This window comes from Cyclobacterium roseum, assembly GCF_010119225.1.
Lineage (GTDB): Bacteria > Bacteroidota > Bacteroidia > Cytophagales > Cyclobacteriaceae > Cyclobacterium > Cyclobacterium roseum.
The window spans coordinates 94813-112198 of the sequence record NZ_WNKF01000008.1 but is presented as its reverse complement, the minus strand read 5'-3'; the positions used below and the strand labels follow the sequence as shown (position 1 = coordinate 112198).

Annotated in this window: 26 protein-coding genes; all 26 read right to left on the bottom strand. The window is 44.1% G+C overall.

The genetic code is table 11. The features are described from left to right. Window positions 1-2: 2 nt before the first annotated feature. Window positions 3-449 carry a 50S ribosomal protein L15 gene (gene rplO / locus GJQ68_RS12850; RefSeq protein ID WP_162417668.1) on the bottom strand — a complete coding sequence of 149 codons (447 nt, stop codon included), beginning with the start codon at window positions 447-449 and terminating at the stop codon, window positions 3-5. A 53-nt stretch (window positions 450-502) separates the two neighbouring features. Continuing rightward, entirely contained in the window at window positions 503-682 is a 180-nt protein-coding gene (gene rpmD / locus GJQ68_RS12845; protein WP_235941480.1) for a 50S ribosomal protein L30, read from the bottom strand. Window positions 683-686: 4 nt separating this feature from the next. Further along, entirely contained in the window at window positions 687-1205 is a 519-nt protein-coding gene (gene rpsE, locus GJQ68_RS12840) for a 30S ribosomal protein S5 (protein ID WP_162341804.1), read from the bottom strand. Between the two features lie 5 nt (window positions 1206-1210). Next, on the bottom strand, window positions 1211-1561 hold the full coding sequence (rplR, locus tag GJQ68_RS12835) for a 50S ribosomal protein L18 (RefSeq protein ID WP_162341802.1): 351 nt from the start codon (window positions 1559-1561) through the stop codon (window positions 1211-1213). A gap of 7 nt (window positions 1562-1568) precedes the next feature. Next, complete coding sequence (rplF, locus tag GJQ68_RS12830) at window positions 1569-2126, bottom strand: 50S ribosomal protein L6 (protein WP_162417667.1); 558 nt, start codon at window positions 2124-2126, stop codon at window positions 1569-1571. A gap of 9 nt (window positions 2127-2135) precedes the next feature. Next, window positions 2136-2531 carry a 30S ribosomal protein S8 gene (gene rpsH / locus GJQ68_RS12825; RefSeq protein ID WP_162417666.1) on the bottom strand — a complete coding sequence of 132 codons (396 nt, stop codon included), beginning with the start codon at window positions 2529-2531 and terminating at the stop codon, window positions 2136-2138. Window positions 2532-2614: 83 nt separating this feature from the next. After that, window positions 2615-2884 (bottom strand): 30S ribosomal protein S14, encoded by a 270-nt coding sequence (rpsN, locus tag GJQ68_RS12820; protein WP_026956459.1) that lies wholly within the window; start codon window positions 2882-2884, stop codon window positions 2615-2617. A 2-nt stretch (window positions 2885-2886) separates the two neighbouring features. Next, window positions 2887-3447 (bottom strand): 50S ribosomal protein L5, encoded by a 561-nt coding sequence (gene rplE / locus GJQ68_RS12815; protein ID WP_162341796.1) that lies wholly within the window; start codon window positions 3445-3447, stop codon window positions 2887-2889. After that, a complete protein-coding gene (gene rplX, locus GJQ68_RS12810) occupies window positions 3440-3784 on the bottom strand; it encodes a 50S ribosomal protein L24 (protein ID WP_162417665.1) in 345 nt (114 codons plus the stop codon). Before rplX ends, rplE begins: the two co-directional genes overlap by 8 nt. A gap of 2 nt (window positions 3785-3786) precedes the next feature. Next, window positions 3787-4155 (bottom strand): 50S ribosomal protein L14, encoded by a 369-nt coding sequence (gene rplN / locus GJQ68_RS12805; protein WP_162341792.1) that lies wholly within the window; start codon window positions 4153-4155, stop codon window positions 3787-3789. A gap of 3 nt (window positions 4156-4158) precedes the next feature. Next, on the bottom strand, window positions 4159-4422 hold the full coding sequence (rpsQ, locus tag GJQ68_RS12800; protein WP_162341790.1) for a 30S ribosomal protein S17: 264 nt from the start codon (window positions 4420-4422) through the stop codon (window positions 4159-4161). Between the two features lie 8 nt (window positions 4423-4430). After that, the gene (gene rpmC, locus GJQ68_RS12795; RefSeq protein WP_162341788.1) at window positions 4431-4625 is read right to left on the bottom strand and encodes a 50S ribosomal protein L29; all 195 of its coding nucleotides are present in this window, start codon (window positions 4623-4625) and stop codon (window positions 4431-4433) included. Window positions 4626-4629: 4 nt separating this feature from the next. Next, window positions 4630-5052 (bottom strand): 50S ribosomal protein L16, encoded by a 423-nt coding sequence (gene rplP / locus GJQ68_RS12790; RefSeq protein ID WP_162417664.1) that lies wholly within the window; start codon window positions 5050-5052, stop codon window positions 4630-4632. Between the two features lie 20 nt (window positions 5053-5072). Next, window positions 5073-5810 carry a 30S ribosomal protein S3 gene (rpsC, locus tag GJQ68_RS12785; protein ID WP_162417663.1) on the bottom strand — a complete coding sequence of 246 codons (738 nt, stop codon included), beginning with the start codon at window positions 5808-5810 and terminating at the stop codon, window positions 5073-5075. 3 nt (window positions 5811-5813) lie between these two features. Next, a complete protein-coding gene (rplV, locus tag GJQ68_RS12780) occupies window positions 5814-6203 on the bottom strand; it encodes a 50S ribosomal protein L22 (RefSeq protein ID WP_162341782.1) in 390 nt (129 codons plus the stop codon). A 2-nt stretch (window positions 6204-6205) separates the two neighbouring features. Continuing rightward, window positions 6206-6484: a 30S ribosomal protein S19 gene (gene rpsS, locus GJQ68_RS12775; RefSeq protein WP_073095400.1), complete on the bottom strand. Its 279-nt coding sequence runs from the start codon at window positions 6482-6484 to the stop codon at window positions 6206-6208. 2 nt (window positions 6485-6486) lie between these two features. After that, window positions 6487-7311: a 50S ribosomal protein L2 gene (gene rplB, locus GJQ68_RS12770; protein ID WP_162417662.1), complete on the bottom strand. Its 825-nt coding sequence runs from the start codon at window positions 7309-7311 to the stop codon at window positions 6487-6489. A gap of 13 nt (window positions 7312-7324) precedes the next feature. Then, window positions 7325-7612, bottom strand: a complete 288-nt coding sequence (gene rplW / locus GJQ68_RS12765) for a 50S ribosomal protein L23 (RefSeq protein WP_162417661.1) — start codon at window positions 7610-7612, stop codon at window positions 7325-7327. A gap of 4 nt (window positions 7613-7616) precedes the next feature. Then, window positions 7617-8243 (bottom strand): 50S ribosomal protein L4, encoded by a 627-nt coding sequence (gene rplD / locus GJQ68_RS12760; protein WP_162417660.1) that lies wholly within the window; start codon window positions 8241-8243, stop codon window positions 7617-7619. 4 nt (window positions 8244-8247) lie between these two features. Then, entirely contained in the window at window positions 8248-8880 is a 633-nt protein-coding gene (rplC, locus tag GJQ68_RS12755; RefSeq protein ID WP_162341774.1) for a 50S ribosomal protein L3, read from the bottom strand. Between the two features lie 247 nt (window positions 8881-9127). Beyond that, window positions 9128-9433 (bottom strand): 30S ribosomal protein S10, encoded by a 306-nt coding sequence (rpsJ, locus tag GJQ68_RS12750; protein ID WP_014020620.1) that lies wholly within the window; start codon window positions 9431-9433, stop codon window positions 9128-9130. An 11-nt stretch (window positions 9434-9444) separates the two neighbouring features. After that, complete coding sequence (fusA, locus tag GJQ68_RS12745) at window positions 9445-11550, bottom strand: elongation factor G (RefSeq protein WP_394351311.1); 2106 nt, start codon at window positions 11548-11550, stop codon at window positions 9445-9447. A gap of 48 nt (window positions 11551-11598) precedes the next feature. Further along, a complete protein-coding gene (gene rpsG, locus GJQ68_RS12740; protein WP_162341770.1) occupies window positions 11599-12066 on the bottom strand; it encodes a 30S ribosomal protein S7 in 468 nt (155 codons plus the stop codon). Window positions 12067-12086: 20 nt separating this feature from the next. Then, a complete protein-coding gene (gene rpsL / locus GJQ68_RS12735) occupies window positions 12087-12470 on the bottom strand; it encodes a 30S ribosomal protein S12 (protein WP_009053171.1) in 384 nt (127 codons plus the stop codon). Window positions 12471-12627: 157 nt separating this feature from the next. Beyond that, window positions 12628-12954: a DUF3467 domain-containing protein gene (locus GJQ68_RS12730; protein ID WP_162341768.1), complete on the bottom strand. Its 327-nt coding sequence runs from the start codon at window positions 12952-12954 to the stop codon at window positions 12628-12630. Between the two features lie 75 nt (window positions 12955-13029). Continuing rightward, window positions 13030-17340 carry a DNA-directed RNA polymerase subunit beta' gene (rpoC, locus tag GJQ68_RS12725; RefSeq protein ID WP_162417658.1) on the bottom strand — a complete coding sequence of 1437 codons (4311 nt, stop codon included), beginning with the start codon at window positions 17338-17340 and terminating at the stop codon, window positions 13030-13032. Window positions 17341-17386: the final 46 nt, after the last annotated feature.

The following is a 17386-nucleotide window of genomic DNA, read 5'->3' as shown; positions in this document are numbered from 1 at the left end:
AATTAAATCTTATTAACAGATCCTCCGGCCTTTTCAATCGCAGCAATCGCGGAGGCAGAGAAACTGTGGGCACTTACGTTAATTTTGGAAGTAAGTTCGCCCCTTCCGAGGACTTTTACAAGATCTTTTTTAGAAACCAGCCCATTTTGGTGCAGCAAATCAAAATCAATGCTGTCCACCTTTAGATTGGTCACCAGTTCCTGCAGGGTATCCAGGTTGATCGCCTGGTATTCCACCCGGTTATGACTCGTAAAACCGAATTTAGGAACCCTTCGTTGCAAGGGCATTTGACCGCCTTCAAAACCCAATTTGGATTTGTAGCCAGACCTGGATTTGGCACCTTTATGCCCTCTTGTAGACGTTCCACCTCTGCCGGATCCCTGACCTCGGCCAATCCTTTTTCGGGACTTAATGGAACCCTCAGCTGGTTTTAATGTATGTAATTTCATTTTGAATTTATTTTCGAATGGTCTAACAAATGGAAAGCCGTAACCACCATTGATTAAACGTCCTGTACCTTTACTAAATGGCTTACTTTACTTATCATCCCCTGAAGCTGTGGGGTGTTTTCCTTTTCCACAGTCTTGTTGATTTTTCCTAATCCAAGGGCCGTAATGGTCGCCTTCTGGTTTTTAGGTCGCTTGATGATACTTCTGATCTGGGTAATTTTGATCTTAGCCATGTGATTATCCATTAAATACTTTCGATAATTTTACTCTCCTCTGCTGAGACACAGCTATGGCATCTCTCAAGTGGACCAATGCGTCAATGGTAGCTTTCACCACATTGTGCGGATTGGAAGAACCTTTGGATTTGGCAAGAATATCGGTATACCCTGCGCTTTCCAAAACGGCACGCATGGCTCCTCCCGCTAACACACCGGTACCTGGAGCTGCAGGTTTGACCAACACCAAACCGCCACCGTATTTCCCTAACTGCTCGTGAGGGATTGTCCCCTTAAGCATGGGAACCTTGATCAGGTTTTTCTTGGCATCTTCGATTCCTTTAGTAATGGCATCCGTTACTTCATTTGCCTTTCCTAAACCAAATCCAACGACACCTTTACCATCACCAACTACCACGATTGCTGAGAAAGAAAATCGACGACCTCCTTTAACTACTTTCGCGACCCGGTTAATGGCAACGACTTTTTCGCTTAGTTCTGTATCTGTAGCCCGAATGGGTTTTTTACTAATTTGGGACATAATGATTAAAATTTAAGGCCTCCTTCTCTGGCTCCTTCGGCCAAAGCTTTTACATTTCCATGGTAAAGGTATCCGCTTCTGTCGAAAACAACTTCATTATGGCCATTACCTACGGCTTTTTCAGCGAGCTTCTTTCCTACTTCTTTCGAAACAGACACGTTTACATTTTTGCTGGAACCCAGTTCTTTAGAGGAAGCAGCTGCAAGGGTTTGACCTTTTAAATCGTCAATCAATTGTGCATAAATCCCTGTATTACTTTTGAACACAGAAAGTCTGGGTCGGGCATCGGTACCGGAAATTTTCCTTCGAATACCTTTTTTTATTCTTAGTCTTCTGATTTTTTTCTTGAAAGCCATCGTTTAATTATTTTTTAGCAGCAGTTTTACCAGCTTTACGTCTAACATACTCGCCTACAAATCGTACCCCTTTGCCTTTAAATGGCTCTACTTTACGTAAAGATTTGATTTTTGCAGCAACCTGACCAATCAACTCCTTATCAATACTTTCCAGTGAGATCAAGGGGTTTTTTCCTTTGGGGGTTTCTGTTTTGATAGCTACTTCCTGTGGGACCATTAAAAAGATATTATGGGAATAGCCCAGGGAAAGTTCAAGAACCTGACCTTGGTTAGTGGCCTTATAACCCACACCTACCAGCTCTAATTCTTTCTTATATCCTTCATTTACACCAATGATCATATTGTTCACTAGCGAACGGAACAGTCCGTGCAATGATTTGTGCCGTTTCGAATCGGTAGGTCTTTCCAGAACCACCTGATTGTCGGCTACTTTTACTGAAATATCAGGATTAACTTCCTGAACCAGTGTACCTTTGGGACCTTTAACAGTTACCTGATTGTGATCAGAAACGTCTACAGTCACACCCGCGGGTATATTTATCGGTTTTTTACCTATTCTAGACATATCTATGCATTAATAAACGTAACAAAGCACTTCTCCACCCACTCCTTCGACGCGGGCTTCTTTGTCAGTCATTACTCCTCTGGAGGTGGATAAAATGGCAATTCCCAATCCATTAATTACTCTGGGAAGGGAATCTTTATTTACATACTTTCTTAAACCAGGCTTACTAATTCGAGAAAGGTTAACGATCGCATTTTCTTTGGTTTGAGGATTGTATTTCAAGGCAATCTTGATGGTTCCCTGAGGACCCTCTTCCACAAATTTATAATTCTGGATGTAACCCTTATCAAAAAGAACCTTTGTCAGTTCTTTTTTCATATTAGAAGCAGGCATTTCTACTATCCGGTGAGAGGCCTTGATGGCATTTCTCAACCTGGTGAGATAATCAGCTATTGGATCAGTCATATTTGTATTAGTCTAACTGCAAAACCCGAACGGGCCTGCAAAGTTACACAATGAAATTTAGAATAAAAACTATTATATAATTTTTACCAGCTAGACTTGGTCACTCCCGGGATTTTACCTGCTGAAGCCATTTCTCTGAAAGTCACCCGATTAATACCGAATTTTCTCATGTACCCTTTAGGGCGGCCTGTAAGCTTGCACCGGTTATGAAGTCGAACTGGAGAAGCATTCTTTGGAAGCTTATCCAATGCTTCATAATCGCCGGCAGCTTTAAGTTCAGCACGCTTTTTGGCATATTTTGCCACCAAGCGCTCTCTTTTTCGTTCGCGGGCTTTGATCGATTCTCTTGCCATGTTTATTCTTCTTTATTTTTATTAACGAAAGGCATCCCAAGGGATTTCAACAACGCATACGCTTCTTCGTCGCTGTTCGTACTGGTTACCAAGGTGATGTCCATTCCGGAAATCCGATTTACCTTTTCTATACTGATCTCAGGAAAGATAATTTGCTCGGTCACGCCCAAGGTATAATTACCACGACCGTCAAATCCCTTGTCGGAGATTCCTTTAAAATCCCGAACCCGGGGAAGCGCAATGCTTACCAGACGATCCAGAAATTCAAACATGCGGTCACCTCTCAAGGTCACTTTTGCTCCAATAGGCATCCCATCCCTTAACTTAAAGTTGGAGATTGAAACCTTTGCCTTTGTCGCCACTGCACGTTGACCGGTGATTAATGAAAGCTCTTCCACTCCCTGATCAACCAATTTCTTATCAGCCACAGCGGCACCGATTCCTTTGTTCAAAACAATTTTGACCAATTTAGGAACCTGCATCACACTTGAAAACTGAAACTTATCCTTAAGATCCGACGTGATTTCACTATCGAATTTTTCTTTTAATCTAGGTTTAGCCATTGATCACCTCCCCGGTTTTCTTAGAGTACCTTACTAATTTTCCGTCTTCATTTCTCTTTCTCCCAATTCGGGTAGCATCGCCCGTTTTGGGATCCACTAGTTGCAAATTGCTAATGTGGATAGGTGCTTCTTTCTTTTCAATACCGCCCTGAGGAGTGTTTGCGGTTGGCTTGATATGTTTGGTTACCATATTCAATCCCTCCACTATAGCTCTTCTTTTGGTCTGATCGACAGAAAGGATTTTACCTTTTTTGCCCTTTTCATCTCCGGAGAGTACCAATACGGTATCTCCTGATTTGATGTGCAATTTGGGTTGTTTATTGAATTTTCTTTCCATTTTTACAATACTTCGGGGGCCAAAGATACAATTTTCATAAACTGCTTTTCCCTGAGTTCCCGGGCTACAGGGCCGAATATACGGGTCCCCCTGGGTTCGTCATTGTTATTGAGAAGCACGGCAGCATTATCTTCAAATCGGATATAAGACCCGTCTTTTCTTCGGACTTCTTTTCGTGTCCTTACAATTACCGCTCTGGAAACGGTACCTTTTTTCATATTACTGGACGATAGGGCTGATTTTACAGTCACCACAACCTTGTCTCCAATAGAGGCGTACCTTCTTTTGGTTCCTCCCAATACGCGAATGACAAGTACTTCTTTGGCACCTGAATTATCCGCTACACTTAATCTGGATTCCTGTTGTATCATGATTTATAAAGCCCTTTCAATTATTTCGACCAATCTCCATCGTTTATTTTTACTCAGCGGACGCGTTTCGCTGATTTTAACCAGGTCTCCCGGATTGCAATCATTGTTTTCGTCATGAGCTGTGAATTTGGTGGTTTTACCAACAAATTTACCGTACATAGGATGTTTTACTCTCCTCTCCACAGCTACAGTGATGGATTTATCCATTTTGTTGCTAACCACCTTACCTATTCTTTCCTTGCGTAGGTTTCTTTCTATAGTAGCCATTTTGTTTCTTATTTAGCTAGTTGTTTGGCTCGTAAAAAAGTATTCAATCTTGCGACCAAACGCCTAGATTCTCTGATTCTATTAGGATTCTCTATCGGAGAAATGGCATGAGCAAAACGTAGTTTTGTCAAGTTCTCCTTTTCTGCGGTAATCCGCTCCGTGATTTCGCTCTCTGTCAGAGCATTGATTTCAGAATTTTTCATCATCTTATGATCCAGCGTAATCTCTTCGTACCACAAATTTCGTGCTTACCGGTAGCTTTTGTTGGGCTAATCTCAAGGCCTCCTGGGCCACTGCTATCGGAACTCCGGTTGCTTCAAAAAGGATCGTCCCGGGACGGATTACTGCCACCCAGTATTCGGGAGCTCCTTTACCTTTACCCATCCTCACCTCTGCAGGCTTCTTGGTGATGGGCTTATCTGGAAAAATTCGAATCCAAACCTGTCCTTCCCGCTTCATAGCACGTGTCATCGCTATACGGGCAGCTTCTATTTGTCTTGAAGTGATCCATCCAGGCTCAAGGGATTTGATGCCGAAATTGCCAAAAGCCAATGTATGACCTCTCTGGGCAATCCCCTTGATCCTCCCTTTATGCATTTTTCTAAATTTCGTTCTTCTTGGCTGTAACATGATTGCTCAGTTAAAGATGTTTAGTTATTTCTTTTTCTTCTCTTCGGGCCACCCTCTCTTCTTCTCCTGTTTCCTGCAGGCGCATTGCCTTTAGGATCGTTGCCCGCGCTTAGGTTAGGGGAAAGATCTCTCTTTCCATACACTTCACCTTTGAAGATCCATACTTTAATTCCGATTTTACCATATACGGTTTGTGCTTCTGAAATAGCATAATCCACATCTGCCCGAATGGTGTGAAGGGGAATTCTACCTTCTTTATACATCTCTGATCTGGCCATCTCAGCACCACCCAATCTTCCGGAAAGCTTTACTTTAATCCCTTCTGCACCTACCCTCATGGTAGCGGCTATGGATTGTTTCATTGCCCTACGGAACGAAATTCTGGCTTCCAACTGCTGGGCAATGGACTCTCCCACCAATTTAGCATCCAGTTCCGGTCGCTTGATCTCAAAAATATTGATCTGAACATCCTTGTTGGTTAGCTTCTTAAGCTCCTCTCGTAACTTGTCTACCTCAGATCCGCCTTTACCAATAACCACCCCAGGTCGGGCAGTCTGTATCGTCAGCGTAATTCTCTTCAGGGTGCGCTCGATAATTACCTTTGAAATTCCTCCTTTAGGAATTCTCGCAAAAACGTAATTCCTGATACTCTGGTCTTCGAAAAGCTTTTCGGCGAAATCACGTCCACCATACCAGTTAGAGTCCCACCCCTTAATGATACCAAGCCTTAAACCAATTGGGTTAACTTTTTGTCCCATATTTTAGTCTTCATTTTCATTTGATTCAACAATATCAGCGGTAACGTCTCCTTCGTAGGAGTCTACTATTAGCGTTACATGATTTGATCTTTTACGGATTCTATGGGCCCTACCCTGAGGAGCAGGTCGAAGCCTTTTCAGCATTCTACCGCTATCTACTGCGATGGTCTTTACATACAGCTCTGCGTCTTCCAGTTTCTCATCCGGGTTTTTTGCCTGCCAGTTTGCAATTGCTGACAATAACAGCTTTTCCAACCTTATCGCACCATGATTAGGTGTAAATTTCAGGATACTCAATGCCTGACCTACTTTCTTTCCCCGGACCAAATCCGCTACCAAACGCATTTTTCTGGGAGAGGTAGGAACATTATTTAATTTTGCTATTGCTTCCATGATTATCTCTTTCCTTTATCTTTTTTGGCAATGTGTCCACGGAAATTTCTGGTAGGTGCAAACTCCCCCAGTTTGTGCCCAACCATATTGTCAGTCACGAACACGGGGATAAACTTGTTTCCATTATGCACGGCAAAGGTATGCCCTACAAAATCCGGAGATATCATGGAACGCCTTGACCAGGTTTTGATCACAGACTTCTTCCCGGAATCGTTCATGACATCCACCTTTTTTGCCAAATGATGCTCTATATATGGGCCTTTTTTTAATGAACGTGCCATGTTTATTTAGATCTTCTGCTAATGATAAATTTATTAGAATATTTTTTGTCCGAACGGGTCTTTTTACCCTTCGCCAATAAGCCGGTTCTCGAACGAGGATGCCCTCCTGAAGATCGGCCTTCACCACCACCCATAGGGTGATCAACAGGGTTCATCGCCACGCCTCTGGTTCGGGGTCTTCTACCCAACCATCGCTTTCGACCCGCTTTTCCAAGCACCACGTTCATGTGATCTCCATTAGAAACAGTACCAATGGTAGCTTTACAGCTTGCAAGCACCATTCTCATTTCTCCAGAAGGAAGCTTTACAGTAACGTATTTCCCCTCTCTGGCCAATAACTGCGCATAACCACCCGCACTTCGGGCCATCGCACCACCTTTACCAGGCTTCAATTCAATGTTATGAATAATCGTACCCAATGGAATATCCTTCATAAACAAGGTATTACCCACTTCCGGGCTGGCTTTCTCGCCACATAAAACCGTCTGTCCTACCTCAAGGCCCTCAGGTGCCAGCATATATGCTTTGGCTCCATCAGCGTAGAATAATAAAGCAATCCTTGCGGTTCTGTTTGGGTCGTACTCAATACTCTTGACCACTGCAGGGATGCCTTCCTTTGTTCTCTTGAAGTCTACAACTCTTAGTTTTCTTTTATGTCCACCTCCCAGGTATCGGGAAGTCATTTTACCAGTATGATTTCTCCCACCGGACTTCTTTAGAGGAGCCAAAAGACTCTTTTCCGGTGTGGATTTAGTAATCTCATCAAAAGAAGGAGCTACTCTAAATCGGGTACCGGGGGTTACAGGTTTTAATTTCTTAACTGCCATTGCTTTGATTCAATTAAATTTCTCCGTAAAAATCAATGATTTCACCCTCTGCCACCTGCACGATTGCCTTCTTGAATGTATTGGTATATCCGGAAACAATCTTAGCTTTTGTGTATCGGGTCTTTTTCTTGGCAGCATAGCGCATCGTCCGCACATCCACTACCTTGACCCCGTACATTTTTTCAACAGCAGCCTTGATCTGTGGCTTTTTTGCAGTTTTTTCAACCACAAAACCATAGACACCACGCTCGTTCATGGCCGAGATCTTTTCTGTAATCAAAGGTCTTTTTAATATATCCATGATTTTACTTCGATAAAAGGGTTTCTAATTTACTCACTGCACCTTCACAAAGGACCAGACGATCAGCGTCCAGCAACTCGTACGTGTTCAATTCATTCACCATCCGAACTTTTGTTTTTTGCAAATTCCGGGCAGACAAATACAGGTTTTTGTTATTCTCCGCTACGACCAGTAGTGTTTTCTTATCCGATAAGGATAGGTTGGCCAGCAGCTTAATATATTCCTTGGTTCTCGGTGCATCAAAAACCAGGTCTTCGCAAATTACCAGTCCGTTTTCTTTCGCTTTATAGGAAAGGGCAGACTTTCTGGCTACTTGCTTCAGCTTTTTATTCAACTTAAAGGAGTAATCTCTGGGTCTCGGTCCGAATACCCTACCCCCTCCCCTGAAAATGGGAGACTTGATAGATCCGGCACGCGCACCGCCAGTACCTTTTTGTTTCTTGATTTTCTTGGTAGAACCAGTGATTTCAGCTCGTTCCTTTGATTTATGCGTTCCCTGTCTCTTGTTTGCCAAGTATTGCTTGACATCCAGGTATATGGCATGATCATTAGGCTCCAGAGCGAAAACATCCTCCGAAAGCGTTTTCCTTCCGGTGTCTTCACCGGTTTGTTTTAATATTGCTAATTCCATCTTCTTACTTCTCTAGAATCACAAAAGAATTTTTGGCTCCCGGTATGGACCCACTAACTAAAAGCAGGTTCTTTTCAGGATAAATTTTAAGTACTTTCAAATTGAGTACTTTGACCCTGTTTCCTCCGGTTCTTCCGGCCATTCGCATGCCCTTGAAAACCCTGGAGGGCCAGGAACAGGCACCTATGGAGCCGGGGTGTCTTTGCCGGTTATGCTGTCCGTGAGTCGCACCGCCCACACCGCCGAAGCCGTGTCGCTTTACCACCCCCTGAAAACCTTTTCCTTTGGAAGTTCCGATGGCATCCACAAAGTCTCCTTCTATAAAAACCTGGTCGGATATCACGGTCTTACCCATGTCCACCTGGCCTTCGAATTCCACTCTGAAATCCCTGAATTCAACAACTTTCTGCTTTGGCGTGGTGCCGGCCTTTTTAAAGTGACCGATCAATGGTTTGGGCGTGTTTTTCTCTTTACGCTCCCCATACGCCAATTGTACAGCGTTGTACCCGTCTGATTCAACATTTTTTACTTGCGTTACTACGCAAGGACCAGCTTCTATTAACGTGCATGCGACATTACGTCCATCGGCACTAAAAATACTAGTCATTCCGATTTTCTTACCTATTATTCCAGACATCTTTGGATATATAATATACGATGATACACAAGCATTTACACACCTGTGCCCTTTTAAAGGATTGCAAAGTTAGTAATTTAATTTCAGCCTGCAAATCGCAACCTGAATATTTTCAAACAATTAGCTACTACGAGCCCTGTTTACAAGAGATTATTTTCCGGCGATCAAAATCATAGCAAATCTGACGAACCGAAAAAAGCCCGTACCATTTTTGGTACGGGCTTTCAAAGGACATGCTTCGAGAAGGTCAGACCTTGATCTCTACATCCACTCCACTGGGAAGTTCAATTTTCATCAAGGCATCCACGGTTTTGGAGCTGTTGGAATAAATATCCACAAGTCTCTTATACGTACAAAGCTGAAATTGCTCTCTGGCCTTTTTATTCACGTGCGGAGATTTCAATACGGTGAATTTCTCTTTCTTGGTAGGTAGGGGAATGGGACCTACCACCACGGCACCTGTAGATTTGACAGCTTTGACGATTTTCTCCGATGACTTATCCACCAGACTGTGATCGTATGACTTTAACTTTATTCTGATTTTCTGATTCATTTTAGATAAATTTATGCCTTCTCTCCTTTTACTTTGGCAATAATGCCCTCAGCAATATTATTTGGAACGGGATCATAATGTGAAAAGGTAAGCGAAGCAGAAGCCCTTCCTGAGGAGATGGTCCTAAGATCAGTAACATATCCAAATAATTCGGATAATGGAACAGAAGCCTTGATTACCGTGGCGGCACCTTTGGTGTCCATGCCTTTCATAAGGCCTCTCCTACGGTTAAGATCACCTGTAACAGGTCCTGTGTATTCATCAGGGGAAACTACTTCCACTGCCATAATCGGCTCCAATAATTGAGGCTTACATTTTTTGGCAGCTTCCTTGAAACCTATTCTGGCCGCCATCTCAAAAGAAATCGCATCCGAATCCACATCGTGGAAAGAACCGTGGAACAAGCGTACCTTCATGGCCTCGATCGGATAGCCAGCCAACGGACCGTTTTTCATCGCATCCGCAAATCCTTTTTGAATAGCAGGAATAAATTCTTTCGGAATCACCCCGCCAACAATACCATTGACGAAATCCAAGCCCGGCTTAATCTCATTGGTTTCTGGTTCCGGCTCTCTTGGCCCCATTTCAAAGACGATATCGGCAAATTTACCTTTACCACCCGTCTGCTTTTTATAAACTTCCTTATGCTCTACGCTGGTAAACAAGGCTTCCTTATAGGCAACTTGAGGAGCACCCTGATTGATCTCCACTTTAAATTCCCGCTTCAAGCGGTCAATAATGATCTCCAGGTGAAGCTCTCCCATTCCCCGAAGAATTACCTGACCGGTTTCATGGTCAGTATTCACATGCAAGGTGGGATCTTCTTCTACCAATTTGGAAATGGCCATACCCAATTTATCCACATCAGCCTGTGTTTTGGCTTCAATGGCGTAGCCGATCACCGGCTCAGGGAATGTCATCTCCTCCAGGACCACCTTATGCTTCTCATCACAAAGGGTATCTCCGGTCTTAATGTCTTTAAAGCCCACACCGGCACAAATATCACCTGCTTCAACCCGATCGATCGGGTTTTGCTTATTGGAGTGCATTTGAAGCAGTCTGGAAATCCTTTCCTTTTTATCTGTTCTGGTGTTGAACACATAGGAACCGGCTTCCAGTTTGCCCGAATACACCCTCATAAAAGCCAACCGGCCTACGAAAGGATCTGTGGCAATTTTAAATGCCAACGCAGCAAAATGATCATCACTATCGGGATGCCTCAGTACGGCTTCTTCGGTGTCAGGATCCGTTCCCTTTACCGCTGGCAAATCCAACGGACAAGGCAAGTAAGCTATAACCGCATCCAACAAGGCCTGTACTCCTTTATTTTTAAAAGCAGAACCACAAAGTACAGGAGAGAAATCCATGTTGATCACCGCTTTCCGAATGGCAGTCATCATTTCTTCTTTGGTGATGGAGTTTTCATCCTCAAAGAATTTTTCCATCAATGCCTCATCGTAAGAAGCAACCTGCTCTACCAGACTCTGTCTGTATTCCGCAACGGTTTCTTTTAGATCTTCGGGAACATCGATCACTTTATAAGTCATGCCCTGGTCTTCCTCATTCCAAACGACAGCTTGGTTTGTAATCAGATCCACCACTCCCTTGAAAGTATCCTCCGCTCCGATCGGAATCTGAAGGGGAACGGGGTTGGCACCTAGTTTTTCTTTAATTTCAGTAACCGCATTAAAAAAATCCGCTCCTGCCCTGTCCATCTTGTTGACAAAACAGATTCTTGGAACGTGGTATTTATCAGCTTGTCTCCAAACGGTTTCAGATTGAGGTTCCACACCCGATACGGCACAGAACAAGGCCACCGCCCCATCCAATACTCTTAGCGAACGTTCTACTTCTACCGTAAAATCCACGTGACCGGGCGTGTCAATCAGGTTGATCTGATAATCTTTGGTATCATCATTGGCCAGTCCCTGGATGGTAGGATACTTCCACTTAGTGGTTGTCGCAGCAGAGGTAATGGTGATCCCCCTCTCTTGCTCTTGCTCCATCCAGTCCATGGTAGCCGCTCCATCATGTACTTCACCGATCTTATGAGATAACCCGGTGTAATACAAAATACGCTCGGAAGTGGTCGTCTTTCCGGCGTCAATGTGAGCCATGATACCAATGTTTCTTAAATATTTTAAGTCTTTTTTTGCCATTATCTATTAAAATCTAAAATGCGAGAATGCTTTATTGGCTTCTGCCATCCTGTGCGTATCGTCTTTTTTCTTGACTGCAGCTCCTTCACCTTTAGATGCTGAAATGACTTCTCCAGCCAATCGATCCATCATCGTCTTTTCTCCTCTTTTTCTTGCAAAGGTTATCATCCACTTGATTCCCAGGGATATTTTTCGCTCTGGTCTTACTTCCAAAGGTACCTGGAAAGTAGCTCCACCAACCCTACGACTCTTCACTTCTACAGCTGGAGTAATATTGTTAAGCGCCTTTTTCCAAACCTCAAGACCATTCTCACCTACTTTCTCTTCTACTTTTTCTATGGCATCGTAAAAGATCCTGTAAGCAATACTTTTCTTACCATCTACCATCAAACAATTGACAAACCTGGTGACCAAAGTGTCATTGAATTTGGGATCAGGAAGAATATACCTCTTTTTTGGTTTCGCTTTTCTCATTTTATGCTATCATTTTTTAATTACTTTTTGGCGGCCTTTGGTCGCTTCGCTCCGTATTTGGAACGCCCTTGTTTACGGTCTTTCACTCCTGCAGTATCCAGCGCACCACGGATGATGTGATACCGAACCCCTGGCAAATCTTTAACCCTTCCTCCTCTGATCAGTACAATGGAGTGTTCTTGAAGGTTATGCCCTTCTCCGGGGATGTAGGCATTGACTTCCTTACCGTTGGTCAATCTAACCCTGGCCACTTTTCTCATGGCAGAATTAGGCTTCTTTGGCGTGGTGGTGTACACCCTTGTGCACACGCCCCTCCGTTGAGGGCAGGCATCCAAAGCTCTTGACTTGGATTTGCTCTCAAGAGTGGTTCTACCTTTTCTAACTAGCTGTTGTATAGTAGGCATTAATAGATAAATTAATTATTCTGCTTTTAAACTTATAAATTTCGGATTGCAAAGGTAACCAAATCAATAAAACAAACAAAATTAAGGAGTTATATTTTAATCCACTCCGGCCAACCCTTGTTCGGACAACGGGAAGCGGATAAAATAGAACCCTCTCTTAAGCTTCTCCTGCTGTACCACCAAAATTAAGTGGGAATTTAGGAGCCTCGTTTCCCCCTTGGATTTTTCCAAAGGCTTTTTCATACTTCTCTATGTTATCCTTCAAGGCTAATAGTAAGCGTTTGGCATGATCCGGGGTCATGATGATCCTGGATTTAACCTTGGCCTTTGGTATACCCGGCATTAGCCTGATAAAATCCACTACAAACTCCGAATTAGAATGGGCAATCATCGCCAGATTGGAGTAAATCCCTTCTGCTACCTCATCACTCAACTCCACATTGATCTGCTGTTGCTCTTTATCAGGTGTCTTATCGTCTTCCATAAGTGTTTGTTACCCGGTTAGAAATAAAAAAAGGCCTGCCGTCTGGTGCAGGCCTTTTTACGCTGTACTTTTATTTTACTTGATGGTTTCCCGAACCTTCTTGCTGCTGCTCTCTTTTTCAGCCACTAGCATTTCGTATTCTTCCTTGGATCCCACGATCAAATTATTGAATTTCCGCTGTCCGGTACCTGCTGGTATCAAGTGACCAACGATCACGTTTTCTTTCAAGCCCAACAGCTCGTCTCGCTTGCCGCGAATAGCTGCTTCACTCAAAACTTTGGTAGTTTCCTGAAAGGAAGCGGCGGAAATAAAGCTTTCCGTACCCAAAGAAGATGCCGTAATACCTTGCAGGGTAGGCTGCGAAACTGCCGTTTGCGCATCCCGAACCTGAACCAGCTTCATATCCTTCCGCTTCAGACTTGAATTTTCATCCCGTAGCCTTCTGGCAGTGATGATCATTCCCGGCTTCAACGTAGCAGAATCACCTGATTCCATGACCACCTTCTTGTCAAGGATCATGTCGTTTTCCTCACGGAACGCCCATTTGTCTACAATCTGGTTTTGCAAAAACCCGGTGTCCCCCGCATCCAGAATTTCTACTTTTTGCATCATCTGGCTCACGATCACTTCAATGTGCTTATCATTGATCTTCACGCCCTGCAATCGGTATACTTCCTGGATTTCATTTACCAGATATTCCTGAACAGCCGTAGGGCCTTTGATTGAAAGGATGTCGTTTGGCGTAATGGCACCATCTGACAAGGGCTCTCCGGCACGGATAAAGTCATTTTCCTGAACCAAAATATGCTTGGAAAGCGAAACCATGTACCGCTTTTTAACGCCGTCTTTGGATTCAATGAAGATCTCCCGGTTTCCTCTCTTAATACCGCCGTAAATTACCACGCCATCTATTTCGGATACTACCGCAGGATTGGAAGGATTTCTGGCTTCAAATAACTCCGTTACCCGGGGCAGACCTCCGGTGATATCCCGGGTCTTACCTACCGATCGAGGTATTTTTACCAGAATCTGACCGGCCTTAACCTCTTCCCCTTTTTCTACCGAAAGGTGGGCTCCCACCGGGATGTTATACGATTTGGATTCCTCACCATGATCCACCACTACTGCAGGGTTCTTGGTTTTATCCTTGGTGTCGATAATTACCTTTTCCCGGTATCCGGTTTGATCATCCGCTACTTCTTTGTAAGTAACTCCTTCAATAATCGCCTCAAAATCAACTTTACCATCAAACTCGGAAAGAATTACCGCATTATAAGGATCCCAGGTACACAAAGATTCACCTTTGCCGATTTTCTGTCCATCCGTTACATTCAGGACGGCACCATAAGGAACATGGTTGGAAACCAGGGTCTTGCCTGATTTCACATCATTTACTTTTATCTCACCAGATCTTCCCATTACGATGGAAACTTCTTCTCCATCCTTGTTGGTTGTCTTGATCCATCTTAACTCTTCTTCAAACTCAATGACACCATCGAATTTAGAATTAATACTGGCTTCTACGGAAATATTCGAAGCGGTACCACCTACGTGGAAGGTTCGCAAGGTTAGCTGAGTTCCCGGTTCCCCGATCGACTGAGCGGCAATTACCCCTACGGACTCGCCCACCTGCACCTTTTTACCAGTGGCAAGGTTACGACCGTAACACTTTGAACATACTCCTCTGCGCGTTTCACAGGTAAGTACCGAACGGATTTCCACTTCCTCAACAGCGGATTCATCAATGGCTTTTGCCACCACATCCGTGATTTCCTCATCTGATTCGATGATTACCTCTTCTGTAATGGGATCGATCACATCGTGAACAGCGATCCTTCCTACTACCCGCTCAGATAGCGGCTCAACGATTTCATCGTTGTCTTTCAATGCCTGAACGACCAACCCTCTGAGGGTTCCGCAGTCTTCTTCTGAAATGATCATGTCCTGAGCCACATCCACCAATCGTCGGGTCAGGTACCCTGCATCGGCAGTTTTTAGTGCCGTATCCGCAAGACCTTTTCGGGCTCCGTGTGTAGAGATAAAGTACTCCAATACGTCCAACCCTTCTTTAAAGTTAGACAAAATGGGGTTTTCGATGATCTCTCCCACAGAACCTTGCAGGTTTTTCTGTGGCTTGGCCATCAGACCTCTCATTCCTCCCAACTGTCGAATCTGCTCTCTCGAACCTCTGGCTCCCGAGTGCATCATCATATAGATGGCATTAAAACCCTGATTATCTTCCTCCATCTGACGCATAAGTATATTCGTCAGGTTTGAATTGGTTCGGGTCCAGATATCAATTACCTGATTGTACCGCTCATTGTCTGTAATCAGACCCATGAGGTAGTTGTTCCATACCTGGTCCACCTCACTTTTGGCTTTTTCTATCAGTGGTTCCTTGTCTTCAGGGATGATCACATCGTCCAATCCCATGGACAGACCGCCCTGATAAGCCATCTGGAATCCCAAATGTTTGATATCATCCAGAAACTGAGCGGAACGGGCAATGCCGCAAATCTTTACGACCTCTGCAATGATCTGCTGCAATTTCTTTTTGGTCAGCAATTCATTCACATAACCTACCTGCTCTGGCACAAATTGATTAAAAATCAATCTGCCAGCTACGGTATCTTCAATTTTTTCAGAAAGCGTTCCATCCTCGTTCCGTACCTTCACTTTACACTTTATGTGCGCATGTTTGGATATGGCTCCCTCATTCAAGGCTATCAACACCTCTTCCTGACCGTAGAAGGTCATGCCTTCTCCTTCTACCGGAAACTGCTCGGTAGATTTCATTCCCTTGGTCACATAGTACAATCCAAGCACCATGTCCTGAGAAGGAACGGTGATAGGAGCTCCATTAGCGGGATTAAGAATATTATGGGAAGAAAGCATCAGCGTGGATGCCTCCAATATGGCTTCGTGTCCCAACGGAACGTGTACCGCCATTTGATCTCCGTCAAAGTCAGCGTTAAAGGCAGTACATACCAATGGGTGCAACTGTATGGCTTTACCCTCAATCAACTTGGGCTGGAATGCCTGTATTCCCAAACGGTGCAAGGTTGGTGCCCGGTTAAGCAAAACAGGGTGTCCCTTCAATACATTTTCCAGGATGTCCCAAACCACCGGGTCTTTCCTATCTACTATTTTCTTAGCAGACTTTACCGTTTTTACGATCCCTCTTTCAATAAGTTTTCGGATAATAAAAGGCTTGAACAATTCCGCTGCCATATTTTTGGGCAGCCCACATTCGTGCAACTTCAACTCAGGACCGACGACAATTACGGATCGGCCGGAATAATCCACCCGCTTACCCAAAAGGTTCTGACGGAACCGGCCTTGCTTTCCTTTCAACATATCAGAAAGGGATTTTAAGGCCCTGTTTCCATCGGATCTTACGGCATTTACTTTCCGGGAATTATCGAATAAAGAGTCCACCGCTTCCTGAAGCATCCTTTTTTCATTTCTAAGGATTACTTCCGGAGCTTTGATGTCTATCAGTCGCTTCAATCGGTTGTTTCGAATGATTACCCTCCGGTACAAATCATTCAAATCAGAAGTGGCAAACCTTCCTCCATCCAAGGGAACCAAAGGACGAAGTTCTGGCGGAATCACCGGAACCATTCGTACGACCATCCATTCCGGACGATTTTCGATTCTGGTCCTGGCGTCTCGAAATGCTTCTACTACCTTCAATCGCTTCAACGCCTCTGCTTTTCGCTGCTGAGAAGTATCGGTCGCTGCCTGATGTCGCAAACTGTAGGACAAATCATCCAAATCCAATCTTGCCAAAAGCATCTCCAACGCCTCAGCGCCCATCTTGGCAATAAATTTATTGGGATCATCATCGTCCATCATTTGGTTTTCCTTAGGAAGCTTATCCATGATGTCCAGGTATTCATCTTCCGTAAGGAAATCCAGGTATTGTAAGCCATCATCCGCTTTAATACCGGCCTGAATGACTACATACCGTTCGTAATATACGATCTGATCGAGCTTTTTAGTAGGCAAACCCAACAGGTAACCAATCTTATTGGGTAGGGATTTAAAATACCAGATATGCGCCACAGGAACCACCAATTCGATGTGCCCCATTCGCTCTCTTCTTACCTTCTTCTCAGTGACTTCCACACCGCAGCGGTCACAAATAATCCCTTTATATCGTATGCGCTTGTATTTTCCACAATGACACTCCCAGTCCTTAACCGGCCCAAATATCCGCTCACAGAACAATCCACCCATCTCGGGTTTGTAAGTTCTGTAATTGATCGTTTCTGGCTGTGTAACTTCCCCATGCGAACTGTCCAGGATGGACTCAGGTGAAGCCAAACTAATGGTGACTCTGGAAAAGTCGTTGTTTAGTTTCTTATTTTTTCTGAACGCCATAGTTTTTTTGTGTATTTGATGGCCCCGAAAGGCCTATTGGTTTCTA